This is a genomic window from Candidatus Omnitrophota bacterium, from assembly GCA_021735655.1.
Classification (GTDB): Bacteria; Omnitrophota; Gorgyraeia; order Duberdicusellales; family 4484-171; genus JAHKAJ01.
The window spans coordinates 76,617-101,812 of sequence record JAIPGM010000001.1 but is presented as its reverse complement, the minus strand read 5'-3'; the positions used below and the strand labels follow the sequence as shown (position 1 = coordinate 101,812).

General features: G+C 40.1%; 1 protein-coding gene (only partly in view). It reads right to left on the bottom strand.

Every position in this 25,196-nt window falls within one protein-coding gene, locus K9L86_00250, for a 4-alpha-glucanotransferase (protein MCF7907297.1), read on the bottom strand. The gene is 137,664 nt long; 89,226 of those nucleotides lie to the left of the window and 23,242 to its right, leaving coding positions 23,243–48,438 in view, spanning codon 7,748 (partial) through codon 16,146 (complete); the first complete codon in reading order (the gene reads right to left) occupies nucleotides 25,192–25,194. The start codon and the stop codon both lie outside this window.

The following is a 25,196-nucleotide window of genomic DNA, read 5'->3' as shown; positions in this document are numbered from 1 at the left end:
CCAACCAAATAATCCTGAAGGTCCACCGTCAAGGGTGCGAAATGTTTTCCAAAGTATTGCTTCGCTAGGTAATCCAAACTCAGAATGTCGACCCCTATACTTTAATGAATTAATTAAACTGCCACTATAGTGGATTATTTCAAGTAGCTGACGGCGCGATAAGTTGATAGCGCCAAGATCGCTGTTTAATAAATCAACATACTTTCGGTAAGGGTCAAGATTTCCACTTTCTCTGTATTGTTCATAACGATCAATGAACTTACGGGTTCTGAACAAATTACCAAGATCGTCATAATGAAAACGATGCTGCATGGTAACTGTACCCTTGCTTTTTTTTGTAAAGTTCTGGTTGGCTACAATAATATCAAACCAGATGTCTTTATGCTCCTCCATTTCAGCTTCAGTTGCCCCCATCCTCTTTCTCCAAACAAGATACAATACAAAATCAGGGGCGTCTTTAAGTTTAACTGAGAACTCATACATCTCCTCAAACAATTTAGTAATCTCGGCTTCAGTGGTATCAGTAGTGTCGGGGTTGTTAATGCCTTCAGTAAATTTCTCGTCGGTTTTTCCGCTAATAGCTAGCCAAACCTTATAAGCATGAACATAAGGATTAGACTCCTTTAAGCCAAACGGCCAAAGCCAACGTCTAAAGAAATCTCCGGTACTGCTGCTTCCGTATTTCCATATTTTATAAAGATGAGGAATTAAAAGTATCGGTCTAATGACGACATCAAAGATTAATCCTAAAAGCTGCAAGGCCCTTCTTAGAGTAAAGCCGACCTTAGATAAAATAAAACCTAAAAGCACAATTGCCGCAAGCACAAGCGGCATAAAAGCTATATATTTTGCACTAGCTTTTAAATCAGCCTTCCACTCATCAGTTATGTTTACGCGATATTTAGTTATTGCTTTGTCACCGATGAATTTTGACTCTTGCCAAAATCTAGTATGGATTGCTGAACCTTCACTCTCTAAAGCAACAATATAGGTAATCTGTTTACCTTCTTCTATTTCGTAGCGTACGCTATATTGATCTTTAACCACAACCCTAACCGCCGGCTTAATGCCTTTATCGGTTTGAATCAACACTGTTTCGCCAGGCGGAGTAATCCAATGTTGATCATCGATCATCTCAGGAATTATAATTTTATTAGCTAGCTCTTGTTCAACTGTTAACACTGATCTGACCGGGCTGCGTAAAGATGAGTTGGGATTAAAAAACAAAGTCTCAACCGCTGGTTTGTTTAAAGTTGAGGTTCCTAAAATCTCCTTAGCCGGCCTGCCAGTTACAAAAGCATAACGCTCGCCTAAAAGTTGAGCCTGTGAAGAATAAATTACATTACGTACAACAGCGGAATTAAATACTTCATATTCGTAAGCCTGCAGGCCACTATATAAATTCAAACCTGATTCAGCATTTAATTCTTCGCCGCTAATTGATTGCTTGAAGCGGCTAAACTCATAACCGCTATATTTACCATTTTCATATTTAATAGTTATGCTGGCCGGCAAAACTCCTAACGGGGCATCGGTGCCCTTAAGCCCCCACATATTAATAACCCAGTTATACCCTTCTTCGGTAATAAATCTAGTTGCCAATGTCCGGCCTTGCGGATCATTAGGCACAAAAAGCATCTCAATCTGTTTAGTTGAATCACGATATTGCGGATCAATCTCAACCCTACCGTTATTTTCAATAAGCGGTGAAGTAAAGCTGGTTGAACCAATATTACCACTATGCGGATATTCATAAAGTACGCTGCGAGTAATCATGGTTGACGGAACAATTCCCATTTTACCCATCGCTTCCCAGAGATCTCCGGTAACCGTTACCCCATGTTTCTCTTTCAAGCTAGCGGCAAATTCCTGAAATGCCCGAGCAGTCTCCGGAATATCCTGTTCAAAGATAACTTTAGCTTCAGAGCTATCAGCTTCATCAGAAATTTCACCATCACGCTCGGCCATCGGAGTTTGGCCCCAAGCAATTACTTGTGAGCCAACCTGACGGTCTGAATGCTCGCTTTTTGAAAGCTTAAAGGTTTGAACTGGATCACCTCGGTTATTAAACGCTACATTAACTGCCAATTCCTGACCTTGTTCAAAAGCAATTAGCCTGGCTAAACGATCTTCTTTAAAACGATACTCACGCATAATATTCCCATTGAGCTGTAAAACCAAACTAGGGGTAATAGTCAACGCTGCTACTCCGCCGCGTGGCATCTGTCGGCCTAAACCTTGGCTAATCACCTTAAGTCTATTATCAATCTTAGCGCGGGCTATCGGATCATTACCAACAGAACCAATGATATCGCTAATTGTTCGTGGTTTTTCCGCAAGTACAATTTTATGCAATTGACCAAGCTTATAGTATTTTTTAGCCACAAAATCAGCCTGAAAACTTATTCGCGAAATCAACTGAGATACTAGCTCTCTTTCGCCATCGGTAATCGGCACTGCCCTTAGATCTCTTTCTAAAATATCGTTAGCAACAACAATTATTTTCTGCTTTTCACTATCCGATACATTAAATGAATCAATACCATTTATGTCAATATATTGAGCAATCCTAAGTATGGCCTCATCGGGGACAAGACCGGTTTCCGGTTTAAAAATAGCAGCTATATTACCGCTTTCTGGATCCTTAACAATAGTTGCCAATTCAACATGATCAATATGTACGCGGGCGATTTCAAAATTACCTTTTCTATCAACCTCAATGGTATATTTAAGATCCTTACCATTTACCTGGCGTAACTCTTTTCCACCAACAACGATAGCATGGTCAACTTCGATAACATAGCCTTGCAACCAAGAATCAGCCCTACCGCCGGGCTGACGTACTTCATCGTATTTATTACCGTCTTGCTTATAGAAGTGACGATGGACTATCGCTGCATCCGGAGCAATTGGTCCATATTTATCAGTAAGAGTCTGCTGTAATCCAACTGGCAAATCTTTAAAGGTTTGACCTTCGTCAACGGTCATCATCCCTGAAACAGTTAAAAGGTCTTTTCGGCTAGGATCTAATAGTTTTCTTTCCTGAGTGTAGGGATAAAAACGAGCCTCAACTTTACCTTCAAACTCAGAAACTTTAGAAGTTTCGGTATTGGAAATTACTTCGTATAAAGGTAATAACCCGGGAATATATATCCGGTTCAATACTGCCGGGGTTCCCTTAAAAATAATATCTTGGCTGACGATTAAAGCGACTAAACCAGTATCGGGAGTATTATCAAGAAAATCTTTTACTTCTTTAAAGGTGGTGGCTTCTCTTATCTTTGCCTCAAAAGCCTTAGCGTCAACTGCTCGTTCTTTTAAATAATGCATTTCCGATCCATCAACGATTACAGTTTGTGAAGCATCCTCTCCCCAAAGAACTCTGATGGTTCCATCTCTTACTCTAAACGGTAGCGGCTGATCAGTTGCCGTAGGACCGACCTCTTCGAGTAAACCTCGAGATAGCTTTCCTTCGCTGTCAAAAGCAAACAAAATTATATGCTCATTGTCATGAAATACCTTTCCAATTGTACCAGTTACCTCTCCGAGTAAAGCTTTACTCTCCGGATCACGTAAAGCCTTAGCAACTTTTTCTAACGACTCAGGAGAGCTTAAGTTAATTTTAAAAACTTTACGAAAACCATCTTTGTCGGCATTTTCCTCTGCATCAAGCAACATTAATGCGCTTGAGTCTTTACCGGTAACAATATAAGTTTGACTGTCGCCATTTATATGGATTTCGCTGCTAAGGCGCTTTCCGGTTTCATTAAATACGTCAAACCAGATAGCGCTATCGCTTCTTTCACGGACCATAATAGTTACGCCTGATTTTTCTAAGGTATCAATTTTGCCAGTTAAAATCGCCTTGGCAACTTCACCAAAATTATCTTTATCAACAGCCACAGTAGCAATATGGCGATTGCCAAAATCAGCCCGATCTACTGACCAAAGGTCTTCTAGGGTTATTTTATCGTCTTTTAGATATAGTTTTTTCGGCTTAGAGCCAGCTTCAATTAAATGGATTTCACTTGATTCTGGTTGGCCGGTAAATGTTTTGGTAGTAGCATCATAATTCTTAGCCTCATAAACTTCAAACCAAACGGCTTTGGTAGTAACACCATCCACCCCAACTACCCCTCTAATCTTAAGTATTACCTTGGCCCCTCTAGCTTTATCGGCCTCAACAGTATCTGGATCAATCGGATAGATTGGGATAATCTGGCCTGGCCTTGCATTCAATAACTCTGTGCCATATAAAAATAAATCGCCGTTTTTATCCATCTCTCCATAACCATCACTTCTAACCTCACCGAGAGCATCTAAGGTATTAAGCTCATTTCCGTTTACTAAAATAACTATTCGGTTAGAATGGTCAGTAGCCACTACTTTTGCACTTACCGGTGTGCTATTTACATTTTGATCAATCTTTCTTCCAGTTAAAGGATCGCCAACGTTAACTAAAGTTAAATCTTGCATTGAGAATAAAAACATTCCAAATCTATTTTGATGACCCCAATAGATTTTTCGGCCTGAAGATTTGTCTAATGAAACAAGCTTATCGCCAATTGGATTAATTACTACCTCTGAACCATTAGAAGCAACTACAGTTATTGTTTCAGTATCAAGTGTGCCTACCTTTTTATCAATCTTGGTAGTAGTTAAAGTTCCTGGTCCTCGAAGAGCTTGGAATGTTTCAATCAAATCAAATAGATAAAGGCTATCATCACTCAAATCTTTATAACCGTAGCGTACTTTTCTACCATTATCCTTGCTTATAACATTAAGAGTTTTTGAATTTTCATAGTCAGGAGCTGGTCGATCAATTAAGATTACCGCCACCTTATCATTAGCAGCAACTACTGGTACTTCTTTAGTTTCAAGCGTGCCTATCTTTTTGTCAATCTTAGTGGTAGTTAAGCTTTGATCGGCCTGGACAGCTTTAAGTGCTTCAATTGAATCAAACAACCAAAGACTATTATCATCTAACTCTTTATAGCCGTAGCGAGTGACTAAACCGGTTTCTCTATTTATAAGATTAAGAGTTTTAGTATTTGGATAACCCGGCGCTTCTTTGTCGATCAGAATGACGACTTCCGCATCATTAGAGGCAACTACTGGTAATGTTTCAGTACTAAGCGTATTGACTTTTTCATCAATTTTAATAGTAGTTAAGCTTTGACCAGCTTGAACAACCTTGATCTTTTCAACTAAATCAAATAAATAAAGACTATCATCGGCTAAGTCTTTATAGCCGTAGCGTGCTTTTCTACCAGTAGCCTTGCTTAAAGCATTAAGTGTGTGTGAATTCTCAATGCCCGGGGCTTCTTTCTCAATTAAGATAACGGCAATTGTTTTATCTGCAGCAACTACTGGTACTTTTTCAACTATCTCTTCTCCGGTGGCCGGATCTTTAACCGGTTTAAGGTTCTGATCAACTTGTTTGGTCTCTAAAAATCGACCGGCTTCGATTGCCTTAAGCACATCAATTGATGCATAAAGGTAGAATTTTTTATCTTTAACATAGCCGTAGGCAGTTTCTTTACCTTTCTTTCGGTCTAAAACGACTAGTTCATCACCGTTAACCAGGATTGCTACTTCTTTATCATTAGCAGCAACAATCGGAGCAAATTGGGTGCTCGGTTTCTTAGTAGCTTGATCAATTACTATATTAATATCTGAATCAATCTCAGTAGAAATAAGCTCATAGCCGATAGTTACGACTTTTGTATCCTTTAAATCAACCGGTGATTTCTTCAAATAATATTTACCATCGTCTTTTATCTCATAAATCATATATAAATACAGTTTTCCATCTTTAGGATTTTTCTGGCCATAACCGATCGTTTTCCCGTCATCTCGATTTAAAACATTAAGCTTATTATCTTTAACTAAAATTACTACCCAATCATCATTGGCAGCAATAATCGGAGCAATTTGAGTGTATGGTGTCTTGGTGTCTAGATCAATAAGCGGTTTCATTTCTTCATCAATCGCCGTAGAAACAAGCTTAAAACCAACAGTTATCGTAACAATATCTTGTAACTTAACACTCGATTTATTTAAAGAGTAGCTTCCGTCATCGTTACGAGTATAACCAGTAAAGATATACAATCTCCCATCTTCCTTATCTTTAAGACCGTAACCGATCCTCTCCCCATTTTTGCGAGCTAAAACATTAAGCTCATTGTCGCCAAATATGATAACTACTGCCTGGCTATTGGCCGCGACTACAGTTACGGTTTGGGTAAAAGGTTTTTTGGTGGTCTGATCAATAACTGGATTGAGTTTCTCATCTACCTGAATTGATAGCAGTTTATTATTGCCATCTTCGGTTGTAACTGTTTTTAAATTTCCGCGGTACAACCAATATTTACCCTCTTTATCAATATAACCATATTCCAAGGCCTTAGCGCTAAAGACATATTCTTCATCATTTTCGGTTTTTGACTGAACCTCTATTGAATATTCTCCATTACTATCCATTATAATGTAACGACGGTCTTTACCCACTTCAACGATCTTAATCCGTGTGTCAGTTTTCTCACCCAGCTCGCTATAATCATTATTAGTAACTGCTCTCTTTAAGGCTTCAGCTAAATCTTTAATCTGATTGGCATTATCAACCTCTAACCTTCTAACTGGACGCCAACCATCTTTGTCAGCTTCTGTTTCCGGCAGAGAAATCATTAATACTGACTTACCTTGATCATAGCTGGTAACCTTAAACGATATAAGGCTTTTAGACATATTAATAAACCAGTAATAATCATTAGTTTCATCTTTGCCATCTTTCCCTTGACGCAATTTAGCTTCAGTAGTCTCAGCCTGGAGTACACCTTCAGCCAAAGAATCTTTCATAATTCTTCCTTGATCATCTAACTCAAACCTGAAAAGTAAAGTATGAGTTACTTTAACTTCCTGGCCCTGGTCATCTAAAATAGCTTTTCCATCACCATCTCGTAAGGTAACTTCAGTCTGATAAGCTCGGAAACCAGTTTCCCGGCCTCTAATATTTCTTAATGATCCATTCTGACGGAAAGCTGAGACTATATCGCCAGCCTCAGCATCAACCACATACCAAAGCCCAGGAACATTAGGATCCTCGCGATTAACAATTATGATGCGTCCAGAATCTAACGGTATAGCACCTTCAAAATCAAACGGTTTTGGCTCTCTGACATCGCGGACAAACCAGTAATAATCATCATCAGTAATTCTCTGGCCCTTTTGACGTTTTTCAAGGCTATCCGGACGCAATCTATCAGTATTAGGATCCTCAGTTTGAACAATTCCTTCAATTAACTTTTTAGTTTCTAAATCAAAGCGTAAGAATAAGCTACGAGTAACTTCTTGGGTTGTGCGACGCCCTTGAGCGTCAACTACAATCACATTTACTTCTTTTTGTAAGGCTCTTAACCCACTATCAACGCCGTTTATTCCGGAAAGTGTGCCATTTTCAGTAAAAGCAGCAATAATTTGCCTAAGAGTTACATCTTCAACGATATAAAGCCCAAACCAGTTTGCGTCAGTCTTATCAGTTATTAGTCTTGCCACATCGCTGCTTCGACCAGTTCGCGGGTCAAGTTTTTCCTCAAAGGTAAAGGTCTTGTGTGATTCAGTTTTACCGAAAAGTCGCGAGGCTGCTTTTAAGCCTTTTGCTGATTTCTCAATTGCTCCCTCAATCGGGTCTCCGGTATTCTTATCAAGACGAATAAGTAAAGAATACTTACCCTTGGTAACGATACGTAAGCCAGTGTCAACTCCCTCTATAGCCTTCTTAGTTAAAGTAGCTTCAACTAATTTGGCCATATCTTCAGCAGTCTCAACCTTAACGTCTTTTATTTTTCTTAAACCGGGATATACCGGATCAACCTCAGCCATCACCCGATAAGTATTAGGCCCAACTCGCTCAAAATTAATTTCAACTAAAGGCACCTCACCAAAAAGATATTTCGAACTTGCGCCGTCACGCTTAACTAAATTATTGAATTTCTCTTTCCAGTCGAGCTTGGCCTCGCCACCTTCCGGCGGAGTAACGCCAACTAAAATCTTAATCGATACTTCACCACGATCACGATCGTGAAGCATTACCATAGTTACTGCCTCACCCTTAGAAACTAACTTCTCGCCCAAAAATGTTAAATTATCACCGTACCAAGGAATCTCGGCACTTAAAATATCCATTCCTTTTTCAGGGCTTTCACCAACTATTCTTGCTCCTGAAAAATTAATATTCCGTAAGGCCCATCTCAAATCCGATACTGAAGGCAACTCAACTAACTTACCTTCCAAGTTAAATTGAACTCTTCCGCTAGGGGTAAATCTTAAATCATAATTACCAAGTATTTTTGCTTGAAGATTAGCGTCAGTCGCAGTATCGGAAAGGAATATTACTTGTCCGCGTGATCCGGCTCTAGTAATAATTGCAAAACCCTGGATTGGATTAGGTAAGCCAACTTCCCAGTAATTCATGCCAGTATGTCTTCTTAAATCCCAATCAAGCCAATTGGCTCGTAACTCACGATTATGGGCTGCGCGACTACCCCGTTGTTTTGATATTCGATGAAACTTGCCATCATGTATTAATTGTAACAACTTATCCAGCATATCCTCAGCCGGTTTCATATCTGTAGCGGTGACGGCTTCAGTGCTTTCTGCAGTGGCAGTTAAACGACTAATTACCGTTGACCAAGTTAGAGGAACCTGTTTACCGCTATTAATTCTCGTGTAATCAATAATTATATTTTTATTGGCAGAATCAATCTCAACACGAACAAACTCTACATCAGTAGTTCCCCCAACGGATCTAGCTAAGTTATACTGAGGGAAATTTCCTCTTATGGCTAGCCATTCATCAATATTACGTATATTTAAATTCTCTAAATGCAGATATTCAGATTTGTCAGCATCAAAAATATAGTACCCATTAGTTACAAAACCTTCAGCTGTTTTAACCTGTTCAAGCATTACAAAGCTTCCATCTCTTTCAGTCTTTTCATTTACTAGCTTGCCATTTTTAACTACTCTGCTCTGATCGCTAATTTTCCAACCCGATTCAGTAATAAGCCTTGCAATAACTTTTCCGTCAAGTAATACTCTCGCCTCAAACAAACCTTCTTTAAGATTATCAGCACCGAAATCTCTAATAAGTTGCGGATCATCCCCAAAGAATACTCTTCCAATGCCAGAAAGACTACTTGCTATGACCTTTGGATCAAGACGAGCAACCCCTTTAGTCAATAAAACAACTGTTGGCTCTTTAGGATTGTCTTTAGAATATTGGATTGCTTGAGACTCACGAGAAATTTCAACGACAGCCGCAGCATCAAGTGGCCTGGTTATTTCGGCTTCCGGTATTTCGTGGCTTCGGTCAACCTTAGCCTTTGGCTTAGCGGTAAATTCAGGAACCACTACCTGCTCAACTGCCAACCCTTGGACCATGCGTTGCAAAAGATCATTTATCTTTGCAAGTTCAAAAGCAAACGGTTTTACTCTTACAGTTAAAGGATCTGAAGCGTCAACAACTTCGGTAAATGACAACCCTGGCTCAGCTGGATCTAAGGTGGCCTGCCAACCTTGTTCGTAAGCACCACTATAGACGATCGCACCAACTATAACTTTCGGAAATTGAGTTCGATCAGCATATTTAGGATCACTATTTCCGGCAACAAATGGTAGAATTCCCTGATAAAAAGTTCGGGCAAAAAGAGCCTGACCAACTTCACCAATTCCTATAGCTTTAGCAATGCCGGCTAAATATGAAGACTCGCCCCACTCTGAAATTATTACTGGAACTCTTAAACTTGCTGCTGCTTGCATGCTACCAATGATTCCACGGCTATAGTTTATCGAACTAAATAATTGATCGGTTTCACGTGAGCCGCCAAATTGAGGATCCCAGTTAGGATAAAGGTTTAAGGCCAACCCTTTGAAATTTGAAAGATTATCTTTTAAGAATGGCTCATCTTCAAAACCAGGAACATCTAACCTTCCTAAGCTTAAGAAAACTTTATCCTTATTAAACAATACTGCTATTTCCTCGTTTAAAAATTTATATAACTGATGAGGAAACAAATTGACCATTTGGTTTGGATTTATCTTTGCAAGATCAAGAACCGGACCATTCTTATCATAGTAGTTAATTTCATTAGCAATCTTTACAAAAACGCCAACTTGATTGGCCCATTCGGCAACCATCTTTGCCTGATCGACAATATACTTTTTATTTTCAGCGGTAGGATTATAAAGAGTAAATAGACCTGATTCAATCTGCATGATATCGGTGAGTTTCTCGGTAGCCTCAAAGCCTAAGCGTCCTCTAAACTCTGCTTGCTTAGCTACCGGCAAACTTTGCCAAAGATTGATAAATAAAAGCGTATCTATCTGGTCTATACTTAACTTGGCCGCTTCGCTGATACCAATCTGGGCTCTAAGCTCTTTTTGCCGAGCCGCTGGTATTTGACTCCAGCTTTCAAGCATTAAAAGATTTTGAATCTGTATTTCATTTACAGTTTCAGTAGCAGCGATACCCAATTGGGCCTTTAATTGATTTTGCTTAACTTGAGTAAGCTTATTCCAATCCTCAACCGGCCTTAAGTTAAACTCAGTCAAATCTCTCTCGGCCGGAATATTTAAAGCCTGCTTAATTTCAGCTTCTAAAGAAATGTTCTTAGTATGCTGACCAGCCCAATAGGTAACCATAGTTTCAACACCCCTTGCTCTTGCCTTTGTTACTATCCCTTCTAGTATCTTTAACTGCTCAGCAGTAGGGTTAGTCATCAGGTAGAAGTGCTGAAAGTTTAATCCGATTTGATCTAAAACACTAGTCAGATTTTTCCCATCTTCAGTTTTTACTCTGTCAGTATCGTGTAAGTTACGATAAGGTAACTCTGGCTTATTTTCACCATAGGCTGAAGGTGGGTTAGCCCCTTCGGCGACCTGGATAGATGCTCCAAATATAACAGTTTCTTTTCCATCTTTACCTACAGCAACCCAATCGCCATTAGGCTTTTCGATAATCGCTATGGTATTTCCTGGTTTAAGTTTAACAACTTCTCGAGATACCGGATCCATCTCTAAAGCAATTTCAGGAACTTTTCCTTCAGCTACCAAGAACTTATACTCCATAGCTTTATTTTGAGCATGAGTTCTTTTAGCGAAAGCTCCAATTTCATGGACTAGGGTAAGAGTTAACTCTGAAGAATCATCTAAGGTATCTTCAGATAGATATAATTTGCCATTATAGACTGATCCGGTAAATCGATCATAATCACCTACTCTAATCTTACCAGGTTGTCTGAAATACTCGGCAAAACTATCCGAAGCAGCCTTTAGACCTTGGGTCTGGTAAAATCCTCGAGCTTTATCCAGTTCACCGCCGCGGTTAATCCGTTCAAAATCAACTGCTTCACTCGGAGTTGATTCAACTTCAGCTTTAATCCTTGCTTCATTCAGTGCGCTTCCGTCTCGACTACGGCTATAATCAACTACCGTCCCTAATGAGTCAACTTCCTGGACTTGAACTGCAACTGCTTGATTTTGATTTTCTAAATAGCTAGCTAAAGAGTACTCAGTTATCGGTGAAAAAGCAATATGCAAACTTAATAAGACCGGAGCTACTTTGCGGAAAATTCCTCTATTTAAACGAGTTAATAGACCTTCCTTTGATTCCTCAGGTGGCGCTCTGGACTGTTTGACCTCTCTTGTATCTGAAGCCTTAGCCTCTGAACTATCTTCAACCGTAGAACCCTCTGCCTGGTTTGGTGAAACCGAATCTACCTTTTCTGAATCAACAACCGGTCTTTCGCTTGGCTTTCCATTGTCTAACGGAGCAGCTACTACTTTTGGTTCTGATCCAACCACATCAGCGTCCCCATCAACCACAACTTCTATTTCGCTACCCAAGGAACTGCTGCCACCAAATTGACCCATTGAAAATACTCTACCTAAAATACTACCGGTGACCCTAGCTGCAACAATCTCTACTGCTAAATCAAGTTTTAGCTTTCCATCTTGATCATACACATTATCGTGCGCTTCTTTACTAGCAGCAGCTTGATAAAGGAGACTGCGAGCATGGACTCTTACCGATTCTTCTAATTCATTCCGTTCTGCCTCAAAGGAAAACATTTGCTCTAGGGCATCAGCATTCTTCAAAACTTCTGCATTCGCTCTAGAATGTATTCTTTTAAAATCTTTAGACGACTCTATTGTGTCAATTTGAATCTTGAGTTGGTTGCTTTGTTGCCAAGCTACAACATCAGTTTCACCACCTAAAGCATTATGGGCAACCTGAGCCAAGCTTATGCCTAAAGAAGATTCTACTAATCCTAAAATATGGCCACCCCAAGAAATTGCTCCATTTTTACCTTCTAAGAGATGAGCAATCTGACCTATTTCTTGACCACCAACATGCTTTAAAACTTGATGTCCGGCAAGATAATCGCCGCTATCGACAACTGCTTCAATCTCAGCTGATATTATCCACATATGCCCAAAACTTACCCAATACTCGCGGCCCTGCATAAGCCATAAAGAATAATAAGGATGCGCTACACTGAAATCATTGTTTAAATTCTTAAGTACTCTTCTATGTAAAAAATACAATAAACCGGATATCGGCGAAGAAATAACGACTAGAAAAGTTATTGCATCGGGAATAAGGTAATAAAAGAACTGATGGAATAACTTCCCGGAAACTGAAGGATTAACAACGTTTATGCCTTCAGTTCCAAGCATTTCGCGTAATAGCGCCTTAGCTGCCGGAATTCCTGAAGGATTAATTAAACCCCGCTCAAGCGCTAGCTTTATTGAATCTTTATCTACTCTATCAAAATTCTTAATTAAGTACCCAGCGCTCAAAGAACCTAATTTGATATCCTTACCATTGGCTAGTCGGTTATTTTGAATATTATTCCTAAGCTGAGAAAATCTACGGCTAAAAATCTTAAGCAACATTACAATTATGCCAGTTCTTATTAAGCCACCGATTGTATGTGAAAGACTCAAGCTGGCAGCGCCATCTTTAACGCCATCATAACCAATTAGGTTGAGCAAAGAAAATTCAGCCCCAACTCCAAAAATATTTAATAACCATTGATCAACAAAAGGAAGAACTCCTAGAGCTATTACTGAACCCCAGAAAACTAACTGTAACCTACCTATCAAAAATTTAGCTGGTCCGGTTAAGGCTGGAAGTCTTACTGATCCTATTATCCAAAAGCTCTTTAGCCTAAACCAAACTCTTTCAAAATTATTTGCCTTAGCTAAACCATCCTCAAAAAGCTTAACTAACCTATCTAGTTCGTTCAAATTATTAGTTGAAAGTGTTCTAGCTTTATAACCTTCGGCTATTTTTTGCAGGTAATCATCCTTCTGAGCATGATCCCAGAAAAAATTCCATAACACATTAAACAAATAAGGAGCAAAGACTCCAAAAAGAGCACCTTGCAATACAGCTAGACTGAAGAAACTTGCTCCGCCAGTTAACGGTACCGAAATTCCTAATAAAACAAAAGCTACTACTAAAACTGGATTAGTAACTACTCGAGAGACTGAATCAATTAAGCTTCTATCGGCAAACCCAACCCTTTGGCTTTGAACACCACGGGCTGAAACAAATGTGCCAATGGCTAAACTTTCAGCTTGAGTCAGTAAAACCCGAGATTCATAGAAAAGTTTAATTGGCTGACTATCCCTTAAGGAATTTAAATCTTTCCATAGGTAAAAAACAGCAACCAAGACCACGAGAGCTGGAACAAATACATTAAATAAACTACCGAAACCAGTTATCCAAACTAATTTAGTAGCACCGATTAGTAATCCAAGATGAATTAAAACTTTTATTCCTTTAGCCAAGAAATCTTTTGCTTGAGCAGAATAAGCACCAAGCTCATCTTTTCCATCACGATGGGCTTGTTCATGAACCTGGTTAATGGAATGTCTTAGAGCTAAAGGCATAATTGATTCAGGAATTTTTCTTGAAACATTACTGCCCGGAGTAGCAATAGGTTCAGTTAAAGCAGTAGGGCCTCTTATGCCGCCATGAACAACATTAGCTATGGCAATTCTTAAGCCTTGTGACAAAAACATTACTGAGATATAGGCAAAAGGAAGCGATAGGATTCCTGCTGCCGCAATTACTGCGATTACTACTACTGCGGTCGTTGTTGTTATTGCCGGCGGAAGTACAACTACTAAAGCTAAGGCGCCCGCCACCAACCCAACAACTGGAAGTGCAGCGACTAATCCGGCAATTAGAGAGCCTAAGGTATTAGCCGCTAATTCAGACTGTCCTTTTGGGCCATTATCAAGAGGAATCTGTAAATCACTCTCTTTACCATTATCTAACGGTCTTTTATCTTCTGATAAGCGTAAATGAAATCTAAATTCTGCCTGCCTATGCGACAACCAATAATCACTAGATGTTACGCTAATATCTGTTGCGGTCATCCCCTGTCCGGAACCTGCCGGATCTGGCGTATATTGACGGGTATTTGAAGAAATAACTTCAAAGCCTTTGTCTCTGGCCAACTGCTCTAACTCATTAATGCGCTCGGTACCACTAGGTAATACTCCGACTAGACCAGCTGCGGCGACTTGTTGATCCCAAGTCATAGCTGAACTATAAACTGGCCCTCGACCATCCCCCATATAATCCGAAGTTCTAAACAACCTTCTATTAAAAGTAATTGCATCGTAACCAAATCCATCTAAACGTTCTTCCCAACCAAAAGCAATTCTTAAGCTATCTTGATCAAAACCATTTCTGGAGTCGGTAAAATAATCCAACACTCTAATAAGCTGCCAATAAGCAGTATCGGCCGTTCCCTGTCTTGGAAATATATGGGCATGAGCAATAACCGATCCGTCTTCTAATTCAATAATCGTGAATTCACCCTCAGCGACTTCTACTTTAACTATTCTTTGAGACCTATCTGAAGATTCCGATCTTTCTACAGTTCGTACATACCTAGGATCTGTACTTTCTCCTAATGAATCGCTACTATCTTCAATACCTGCTATATAAAAAGACTCTCCCTCTGAAAAATAACCATCCCAAGCCTCAACTCTCTTAGCCCAAATAGTCACAGCAGAACAATTACCATGGCCATCAGCATCAATCCTTGTGGCTCTTTGTCTAAACATTACTCCGAATATTCCATTATCCAAAGGTTTAGAAGAAGTAGGGCTAGCAGCCACGGATGAGCTAGCCCCATCAACTTCTAATCTATCGCTGGGAGACGATTGTCTAGTTTGTTTACCGTTATCAAGTGGTGTTTTTTTAGATTTAACACCATTTATTTTAGTTAATTCGTTATTACAAGACTTACAAAATTGTTTCGTCCGGGCCACTTCTTCGGTTGAGTCAGCTTGATGCATAATACAGGTTTTACAGCCACACTCATGATTTATTCCAAAAAGATGGCCGAGTTCATGTAATATGTTATTGCGATTATTTCTATCTGATAGACCTTGGTTTGAACTGCGGAATTTCCAAGTAGTGGCCAGTGCTATATTCTGCCAAGCATAGGTCCTGCCCATAAGGCTATTATTTGTTGATCGTTTTCCAGAATCATCTTCAGATGTTCCGCCCAAATCAGCATCAGTAATAACTAAGGTAGGTACGTTAGCTTTAGTTTTTAAATTTGGCCAAGGAAGGATATACTGACCAACGCTAGAATCTCTGGTTGCGCCTAAATGACTTTGGTTATATTTATCTAATTTAGTTAAGACTACTGTTTCTTCAATTACAACATCAAAAGGTAATCCATCAATTAAATCCTGCCTAATACGCTCGACTAAAGCCTTTAATGCGGCTATGTTACCTGCGCTAGCCCAAGCTATTACAATTCTTAAAACTGGTGGTGCACGAGTTTCTCGAGATGTTCTACTAGCAGAGCTAGAAGCTGAAGAGCTATCTGCTGTTCCACCGAAAAGAGATCTTAAAGAAAATCTGCTTCGTTTTTCTCCAGAGTTGTTGTCAAGAGGTCGATGAGGCTCATCCCTATGGCTAGAAGAAGTAGGGCTAGCAGCCACGGATGAACTAGCCCCATCAACTTCTAATCTATCATCCCCTATCGGGGAGGTTTCACTCTCGCTGGGAGGCGATTGCCTGGTTAATTTACCAAAATAATAATCCCAATCTATAGCAAATAAGAATACAACAGCTGCTACAGCTAAAGGTATAGCAACTATTAAAAATAAAGCAAATAGCGGATTATCTGAATTAGTTGCTTGCCCTTTTTCGGCAGCCGAAGCAATATTTGTTAAACCCAAAGTTAAAATTCCAGCTAAAAATACCGGTATAGACAATCCTCTATGACTACTTCCGTTGTCTAAAGGAACTGCTGCTGTCGAAGTCTCTTCTATACTTACCTTAAGGTGTTTCTTGGCCTTCGCAGCTAAAGCATCAGTAAAAGTAGCAGTATAACTACGTGCCGGAGCCTTTCCTGAACGAGCAAGTTCTGATCTGTGCTTCTCAGTACCAAAGATTTGAGCTGAACGACGACCATTCATCTCGACGAGAACCGGCTTTCCGGTTGTTTCATCGATAATCATATCGGTCGTAATCCAAGCCTGACTGACACCACGTGGATTAACCGTTGAGGCAACTGCAGTAACTGCATCAATGAATAACTGCTCAATGCTGCTGCGTAAGCTTTCCGGATCCATACCCCACATAGCAGCAACTTCTTCAAGTGTATAACCGTGGTACTTATCAGCAGTCAAGGTATGACGGGTAGCGTTAACTACAATACTATCGGCTCCGCCGATCGGCATATGTCCTGGATCAAATCTGATGGCAAAAACAACTGGTTTCCCAGTTACCGGATCAATCATACCGAAGGCTCGTACCAAGTGTCTAGTTTTTCCGATACCATATAAACCATCGATTGATCTTGCTAATTGTGTTTCCTGGAGAATAAGACTTTCGCCTTTAAGCAAACGAGCCATAATCATATCAGTAATAGCATCGATGGTTGCTTCGGTTCCAGTATAAGGGATTGCTTCAACGCCTTCACTACGTGAACGGTTAGCCGGCTTAACAATAGCGCCAGTGGTGAATTCTGAAAGTTCACTTACGCGTTGACGTATCCTTACTCGAACAGCAGCTTTTCTTCTACGTAAATCATTCTTAGATACAATAACTGTATCGGGGTCGTCGCGTAATAGAGCTGGCCCTCTGTTACTACCCGGCAAGAAAGCAAGTGTTTTCGGCATTGATACGCCAGCTTGACGTAAAATATAAGCAGTAGCTGCCTTATGATGCATATAAAATTCAACACGTGTATTCCAAGTACGTGGTGTTATGCCTAATCTACGTAATTGTTTATTGCTGACAGTGCCAGCAGCATGCACCATACCTACAGCAATAGGTGCTGCATAGTGTACTGCTTCTAATTTGCCCTCGCGATAGCGAACGCCATCCTGAACATATAATACACCTTTCCGACGACGAAGCTCACCAGACCAACGAACCCAAACAAAAGCAACTGCAGGATCACTCTCAGTCGCTGCTTGTAAAATAGCCAAGGCCTGAGAATCAACATAGCCTCCGATAAGAACAACCGCTGCATCATATTCGGCTTCATCAACTGCAATATCTTCAGAAACAGCCAAACCATTGCCATCTTGCACAGCGGTAGTCATAAGATGTTCAAGGTATGCTGCCCCTTCTTTCCCTTCAAGGCGTTGACGATAGGCGCGGGCACGAGCGGCTATGGTTTCAGCATATTCTTTGATAGCTAAACCCCTTTCGGTTGTTTGACGACCCTTACTGCTATAACTACTGTTATAGTATTCATCAAGATGCCAAAAACCACCTGAATTGGTACCATTGCCTTCAATAATCTTAGGATGGAACTGCTTAACGCCGTTAGCATCTTCAATTTCAACAACAATTATATCGGCACTTGCAAAATCTTGTTGGCTACGTTCTGTTTCTTCATAAAGAGCATCATTATCAGCCTGTGCATCTAAAGCCTTAAACATTGCTAAAGCTGCTGACTCAATAGCTTCACGCTTACGAGCATGCTCATCGCTAGTCAAACCAAGCATCGCGTAGCTTTCTGTTTCAAAACTTATAGTTTCGGCACCCTGACTAATGTTAACTGGATCATTCGAAAAAGGACCAGTACGGACCACAATTTTGGTTACAACTGGCTTTCCGTTTTTGCGAGATATAAAGACACGATAATTTGAATCCTGGCCACTAACCGCAACATTAACCGGTATTTCACGTTCTTGAAGCATAACACTGTGACCTTCACTAAGAAAACCCTGGATAGTTTGAACGGCATCATCGATAAAATCTAACTCGTTATCGTATTCTTCGACACCGAACATTGCTATACCTACACCCTGTGAGCCATCGGCGATTTTGACAACAACTGGTTTAGCTGTTCCGTCTTCGGCCCGATGAGTAGCAACGAAATTCTCAACCGCAGCTCTGATACGGGCTTGTCGACCTGCGCCCTGAACAAACATAACATAGGTCCCCGGAGCTACTTCATACCATTGGATACCCGAACCGGGTGGACCTCGAATAGTCCAAGGCTTACGTGCGCTCTTAATCCATGGCGTATCTTCATGACCATCTTGGACAAACGAAAAGCTATCCGGAACAGCGACGTGTGCATCAACTAAAACTAAATTGGCGGCAATTTTATGTTTTGCAATCCATTCATAACCAAGCTTACGCGATAAAGGTATTATGGTATGCTGAATATTTTTAGTGTTAGTCGGTCGTCCCAAACGAATTACTCCATAATGAACTTCAAGTGGTTGATCAAAATCCAAAACGACCATACGAATACGATTACCATCGCGACCTACTAACTTCACTGCGCGATGGATAAAAGTTCTACCATCTTCATCTGTAGTAATCCAATCAGAAGATGTCCCTAAAATTAAGAACGCATTAACCTCTTCTATCTGACCAAGAGCATTCATCAAGGAAACTGAGTTATGAACAATTCGCCTACTTGACTGGATTATAACAGCATTGACTGTATCCTCGCCATCCTGCACGTAAGCTTCTGGATCAGAAGCACTGGTAATAATAACAATACTGTTACGATGAGTAAGATAACTGTTTATGCCACGAATATTGTTTATAGTAACATCATCGAAGTCATCAACTTCGCCCTCAAGGGCTGCCATTTCAGTCCCATCTTCACTTTCCCAAAGAGTCTCTAATTCCGCTGCTTGGCCGTATGAACTCACCGGTACCATACCGACACTAGCCGGATTATTACTAATGCTTCGTTCAGCGGTAATAATCAACTGATTGGTTCGTGGGTTATAGTAAATATAGAAACTTCCTTCCTCAGTAGCAATAAATATCGGAAGATTTGCTAAATCAAAAATCTCATCCAATAGAGCTTTCTTGGTACCCTGCTTACTAGCAATAATAATACGTACCTGTCTGCCTAAAGGACTTAATTCAGCTTTTACTTTTATATCTGAAAGTGCTGACTGCGAACTATCTTTCCGGCCTTTTGAAGTGGCAATTCCAGAACCCATTTCACCGTCCTCACTATCACCATCTTCATGTACAACAGAATCAGACTCTTCAGTTACTTCTGGCCCAACTTTTTTCTTTCCTTTCTTGCGACTAGAAGGGGCTTGATCTGCTTGAGGTTGGATTGGTTGGGATTGTTCAGTCTTATCTTTATTACCAAACAACCAATAGAATAAAGCTACTGTAGCTTCTCCTAATGCATAACCAGTTCCAAAACCAGTAACTCCACCAGTAGTATTCTGTAAAGTCATGTAGCTCTCTACAGCCATAGTTGCTAAGCTGACGTCTGCAGCAGAAGCCTTATCAGCCAAAGCTAAGCTTAATCCAACAGCAATAAGAGCTATAACAACTTTTTTTCCTCGTCCAGGAATGATTGAAAGTCCCTTTCGACGACGTATAGCAGCCCATATTCCGAAAAGATATCCGGGGGTTAAAAGTAAGAAGAAAAACCAAAATGGATGATTCTCATAAAAGGATCCTACTTCAGGCCCTTTAGGCTGACCGCTCCCTTCTTCTTCAGAAAGAGCCTTTTTGTACGCCTCAATGGCCTCTTTTGCTTCTTTTGCTCTTTGTTCCAATTCTTGAGCCCGGTCAACTAACTCTTGAGCTCTTTGAGCTATTTTTTCTACTTGTTTGCGCCATTGGGTAGCTGCCTGTTCAAGTTCTTTAGCTCTTTCTAAATATTTTTCAGCTTGTTCCCTTTGCGCTTTTGCTTGATTATAATTAGCTTCAGCTTCTTGGGTAGCCGTTGAAGCAACTTCAACCTCTCCTTTAGCAGTCTCAACTTCCACATCACTTGTCTTTCTTGCTTCAGCTTTATCAGCTGCGGCTTTCTCTAAATCAGTTGTATCTACGGCTACTAGTGTTTCTACGTAAATTTCTGCAGGGTAGAAACCTTGACGGTAAGTTTGTCTGCCGCAACGACGTGAATGTCCATCTTGCACCCAACCACGAACAAATCTTGGACGATCAATAAAAAATCTTACTAAACAACAACGCGGCTTATTAATATTTACCCTTACGGTCTGGGTAGTGGTAACTTTCTCAGTTTTACCTTGAGCTTCGGTTAATTCTTCCTTAGCCTTATCTTCTTCAGCTAAAGCTTGTTTGGCTTTAGCTTCTTTGACCTTTAATTCTGCTTCAGCTTTTTCTTGAGCCTTTTTAGCTTCTTCGGCTTGTCTTTGGGCTTCCTCTTCAGCGGCTTTTACCTCAGCCAGTTTCCTCTCAGCATCTTCTCTTAAACTAATAGCATAGGCTTCAATTTTCTTAGCTGAATCAACCAAGCCTTCGGCTATTTTTACTTCATTATCCGCTTCGGTTGAAAGACTTCTAGCAACTTCAGCTACCTGATCAACCAAGTCAATAGCTTGATCAAGATCTTTAATCCTATCCTCTAACGGAGCATCTTTGGCCTCTATAACTTTTTTAACTATATCTTGCGCCTCTATAGACAAATCTACTGCTTTAGCGGTTTCGCTTTTTAGTTCAGCAGCTTTGGCTTGTCTTTGTTTTAAGTTTTCTTTTAATCTTTCAATCTCAGCTTGTTTAGTTTTTAATTCTTCATCAGTTTCAGCTGTCTTTCCAGTTAACTCCTCCTTAGCTTTCTTGAGGGCTTCTAATTCGCCTTCGGCTTTTTCTAACTCTTCCTGTAAATCTTTGGCTGATCGCTCGCTAGCTTGAGCTTCTGATCCAGCCACGAATTCACCTTCAGGTTTATATTTTCCAAAAATATCATTAATTTCGCCACGAGAACTAGTGTAAGGTTCACCCCAATCTAAGCTTATTTCTCCATCTTTGTCGGAACTAACTTGGCCAACCCTAATGATTAAGCTATCACTTGTTCCAAAAGGCTCAACTTGATTACCCTCTAAGTCAAAATATTGATCATTATAATCGATACCGCGTCTACGGCTGGCATCAACATATATTAAAACTCTTTTATTAAAATCATTTTTATCTACAGCAAAGATCAAAACTACTGTACCAGCACCACGCGCTTCACTACCACGATGAACTACTGAAGTATCAACATAAGCAGCGGCTTCTTTGCCTTCACCGACAACCTCATGAATTCCTTTACGAAAATCTTCTTCTGGTTGATCATAAGCTACTGATGGAACTGTGCGAGTCTGGCTATGAAATCTATTTTTATTATATTTACCCCTAGAATTATGGCTATATTTACCAAACCTCTCCTTGGCAGCCTGTTCCCAATCTTCACTTATTTCTGGAGGAGTAAGAGCTTTTTCTAATCTTTCCTCTTGCTCGGCTATTGATTTCTGTTTCTGGCTTACTTCGGCTTCCTTAGCCTTTACCTGACCATCGTTGTCAACAACCTGATCATCTTGATTATCCCTAGCTAAAACTAACTGAGCAAACTCTCCAGCTAGTTTATTAAGTTTATCTTCAGCTTCTTTGCTGGTAGCTTCGGAATAAGCATTAGCAGCATCATTTGAAGCATTAGCAGCATCAACCAATTTCTCCATTGCTTGGCTAACTGCTTCTTCTGCTTTAGCTAGTGGCTGATCTTCAACCTTTGGTTCCGCAGCTGGCGGAGCGCGAATACCCCTAGCTCCATCATTTTGGGTTTTTGGTTTAGCGGCAGCCTCATCAGCTAATTTCTTAGCAGCAGCTTCATCAGCAATCTTTTTGTCAGCAGCAGCTTTTTCAGCATCAGCTACTTTCTTGGCTTCAGCAGCTTTTTCAGCAGCAAGTTTTTCAGCATCAGCTACTTTCTTAGCTTCAGCAGCTTTCTCAGCATCAGCTACTTTCTTGGCTTCAGCAGCTTTTTCAGCAGCAAGTTTTTCAGCATCAGCTACTTTCTTGGCTTCGGCAGCTTTTTCAGCATCAGCGACTTTCTTGGCTTCAGCAGCTTTTTCAGCATCAGCTACTTTCTTGGCTTCAGCAGCTTTTTCAGCAGCAAGTTTTTCAGCATCAGCTACTTTCTTGGCTTCAGCAGCTTTTTCAGCATCAGCTACTTTCTTGGCTTCAGCAGCTTTTTCAGCATCAGCTACTTTCTTGGCTTCAGCAGCTTTTTCAGCAGCAAGTTTTTCAGCATCAGCTACTTTCTTGGCTTCAGCAGCTTTTTCAGCAGCAAGTTTTTCAGCGTCAGCGGCTTTCTTAACTTCAGCAGCTTTTTCAGCAGCTTGGTCATCAGCAAGTTTCTTGGCTTTTTGCTCTTCAACCGAACGAACTTCTTCAGTAAAACTTACATCGAAACCTTTTCTTTCGCCAGCAGCTGCATAAATAACCGCTATAGTTTTATTATCCTTTCTCTGCCAAAAACCTATTTGTTCCTCTTGAGAGTTAAAAATAGATCCCTTCGTAATTCCTCTCTGCATCTGTTCATAAGCATGCCTGCCTATTGTATCGAGCAATCCTTCTTCAGCTGGATTTACCTTAATTTTAGAGGCCGTTTGATCACGTGCATCAATAAGTTTACTTACTGTCCCGTCAGCCTTAAATTCATAAACATCACCCAAATGTGTCTGCCAGAGAAAACTCTTATCTCCACCAACCTCTCTTACCTTTATTAAACTGCCAGCAGTAAGAGATCCCTGCTCTTGGCGCTCAGATATCTTCTTAGTGCTATAACTAACAACATCTTCATTACTTAATTTGCCTTTAACAGAAAAATTCTTATCTGTATCGCCAGTAACAACAAACGCTTCTTCAGGTACATTATTGCCAACAACTGCTTTTGCGAATGCTTGCTGCAACTGCTCGCCCTCTTGTTTATCCTTTAAATTCAATCCTCGAGCTGAAGAATAAACCTGAGCATCTACAGATTGATCACCATCAGCCTTCTTGACCTCTTCTTTAGGTAACTCTTGGTCTGATACTTCGGGCTCTACGCTGTCAGACTCTTGAACTTTTCCAACAACAACGGCTAACTCAACCACTGACTGCTTAGCTCTCTCTCTCAAACCTCTAGGCTGATCTTTTAAGCTTTCGTCATTAACCCCTAATTTTTTAGCTACTCTAGGTACATATTTATCCCAAAGCAACGGATTATTATCAAAAGCCATTTTATCTCTATATTCATTAGAAATACTAACAATTTCTTCCCAGGAGCCTTCTCCAATATTTGCTGAAATAAAACTGGTATCTCCTAATAAGTATCCTTTGGCTACCATATCGTAAGCTTGAGCTAAGCTTACTCCGGCAACTTTACTTATTTCTGCCTCTAAGGCATAAATAACTGCCTTTTGCGGTTCATATAGATCGTGAGATACTTTAAAATTATTTTGCTTTGCTAATATATCAGTTGTATGTTGGATAAATCCTTCGTTAATCTGATCGCTGCCTAAACCAGAATTTTTAACTAAATGAAGATTCTCATGAATAACTACGATAGCTAAAGAATTTTCATTAGGATTAGCAGCTTCGATATTTGAACCAGCTGGTTCAAGGGCGACTAGGCTTCGTCCCTGAGACCTTCCTTGCGGTCTAACCTTCTGCTTAACTTCAAATTTATCAGATAGAATAACTGTATCCGGAGATAAAATATAAACTGCGCCCAAGCGACCATCAAGTAATTTTTCCGAAACCATTACATAGCGCGGCTGATTAAACTCTATGCCAAATCTTGTTAAGAATTGCTTAAGAACATTTTCGGCTCTATGTATTTCTGTTTGTTGAGCTTGAACAATTGGTTTTTGGTTAGCTTCGAACCAAGCCTTTATATCGTCTTCGGCAATAACAACAAGTTTCTTAAAAAGATCCGGATGATTTTTCTTTAAATAATCTAACTTGTTTTTGTTTGCCTCATAAACTTTTTTCTCTTCCGGAGAAAGTTGAGATTTAATCTTAGCATCTACCAATTCTGTCAATTGCTCAATACCGACCTTTGAATAATCTGTGGACGCTTCTGCTTCTTCAGTAGCTGGTTTATCAGTTGGTGGCGCTCTTATTGAATCAGTCTCTTGACCAACTGTGGCTTTTCTTGCTGTGAGCTCGCCAATAGCTCTATCTACTTTTTGTTGAAGTTTTGTTTCTAATTCCTCTGGGAGTAAATTCTTACCTTTACTTTCTTTAAGTACTTTCAAGGCAAAATCAATCTTGTCTGTCCTGTCTGCAACGTGGATAGCCGTCAATACACTCTCTAAGTGTTGAGCTTGAATATTAATAGCATCGGTAATTGCTCTAGTTAAACCATCAGTAGATGTTTCTACATAAACATTACCGATTTCATTCATGGCTTTATTGTAATTTGAAGCTTCAATTGCTCTTTGCATTTTGAGCTCAGCAAAAGTAACAGCTTTTACTCTCTGAACTAACAAACTTATAGCTTTTTCTTGTTCAGCCTTAAGTGCTCTATAAGATTCATCAGACAAGCTACCTTCTTCAATCTTATATGTTCTTAACTTAACTAACGCTTCGTTAATAGTCGCTGAGGATGTTTGTTTTAAACCTTGGTCTATAACTTGCTGTAAGCTCTCATTTTCAGGAGCTACCTTATCATCTCCAACAGCAGTGGTTTTAATATTCTGATCGGAATCGCCTACTTCAATTTTCTGCTTAGCAACAGCCAACTTTGTTTTTGCGATTGCTTCTAAAGCTCCCTTAGCTAAATCCGAATTTAAAACTTCCTCATAAAGCTCAGCAGCCTCTCTGTAATCACCGCTGCTAAAAGCTTGATCAGCCTTATTTTTCTTTTCAGTTAATTCTT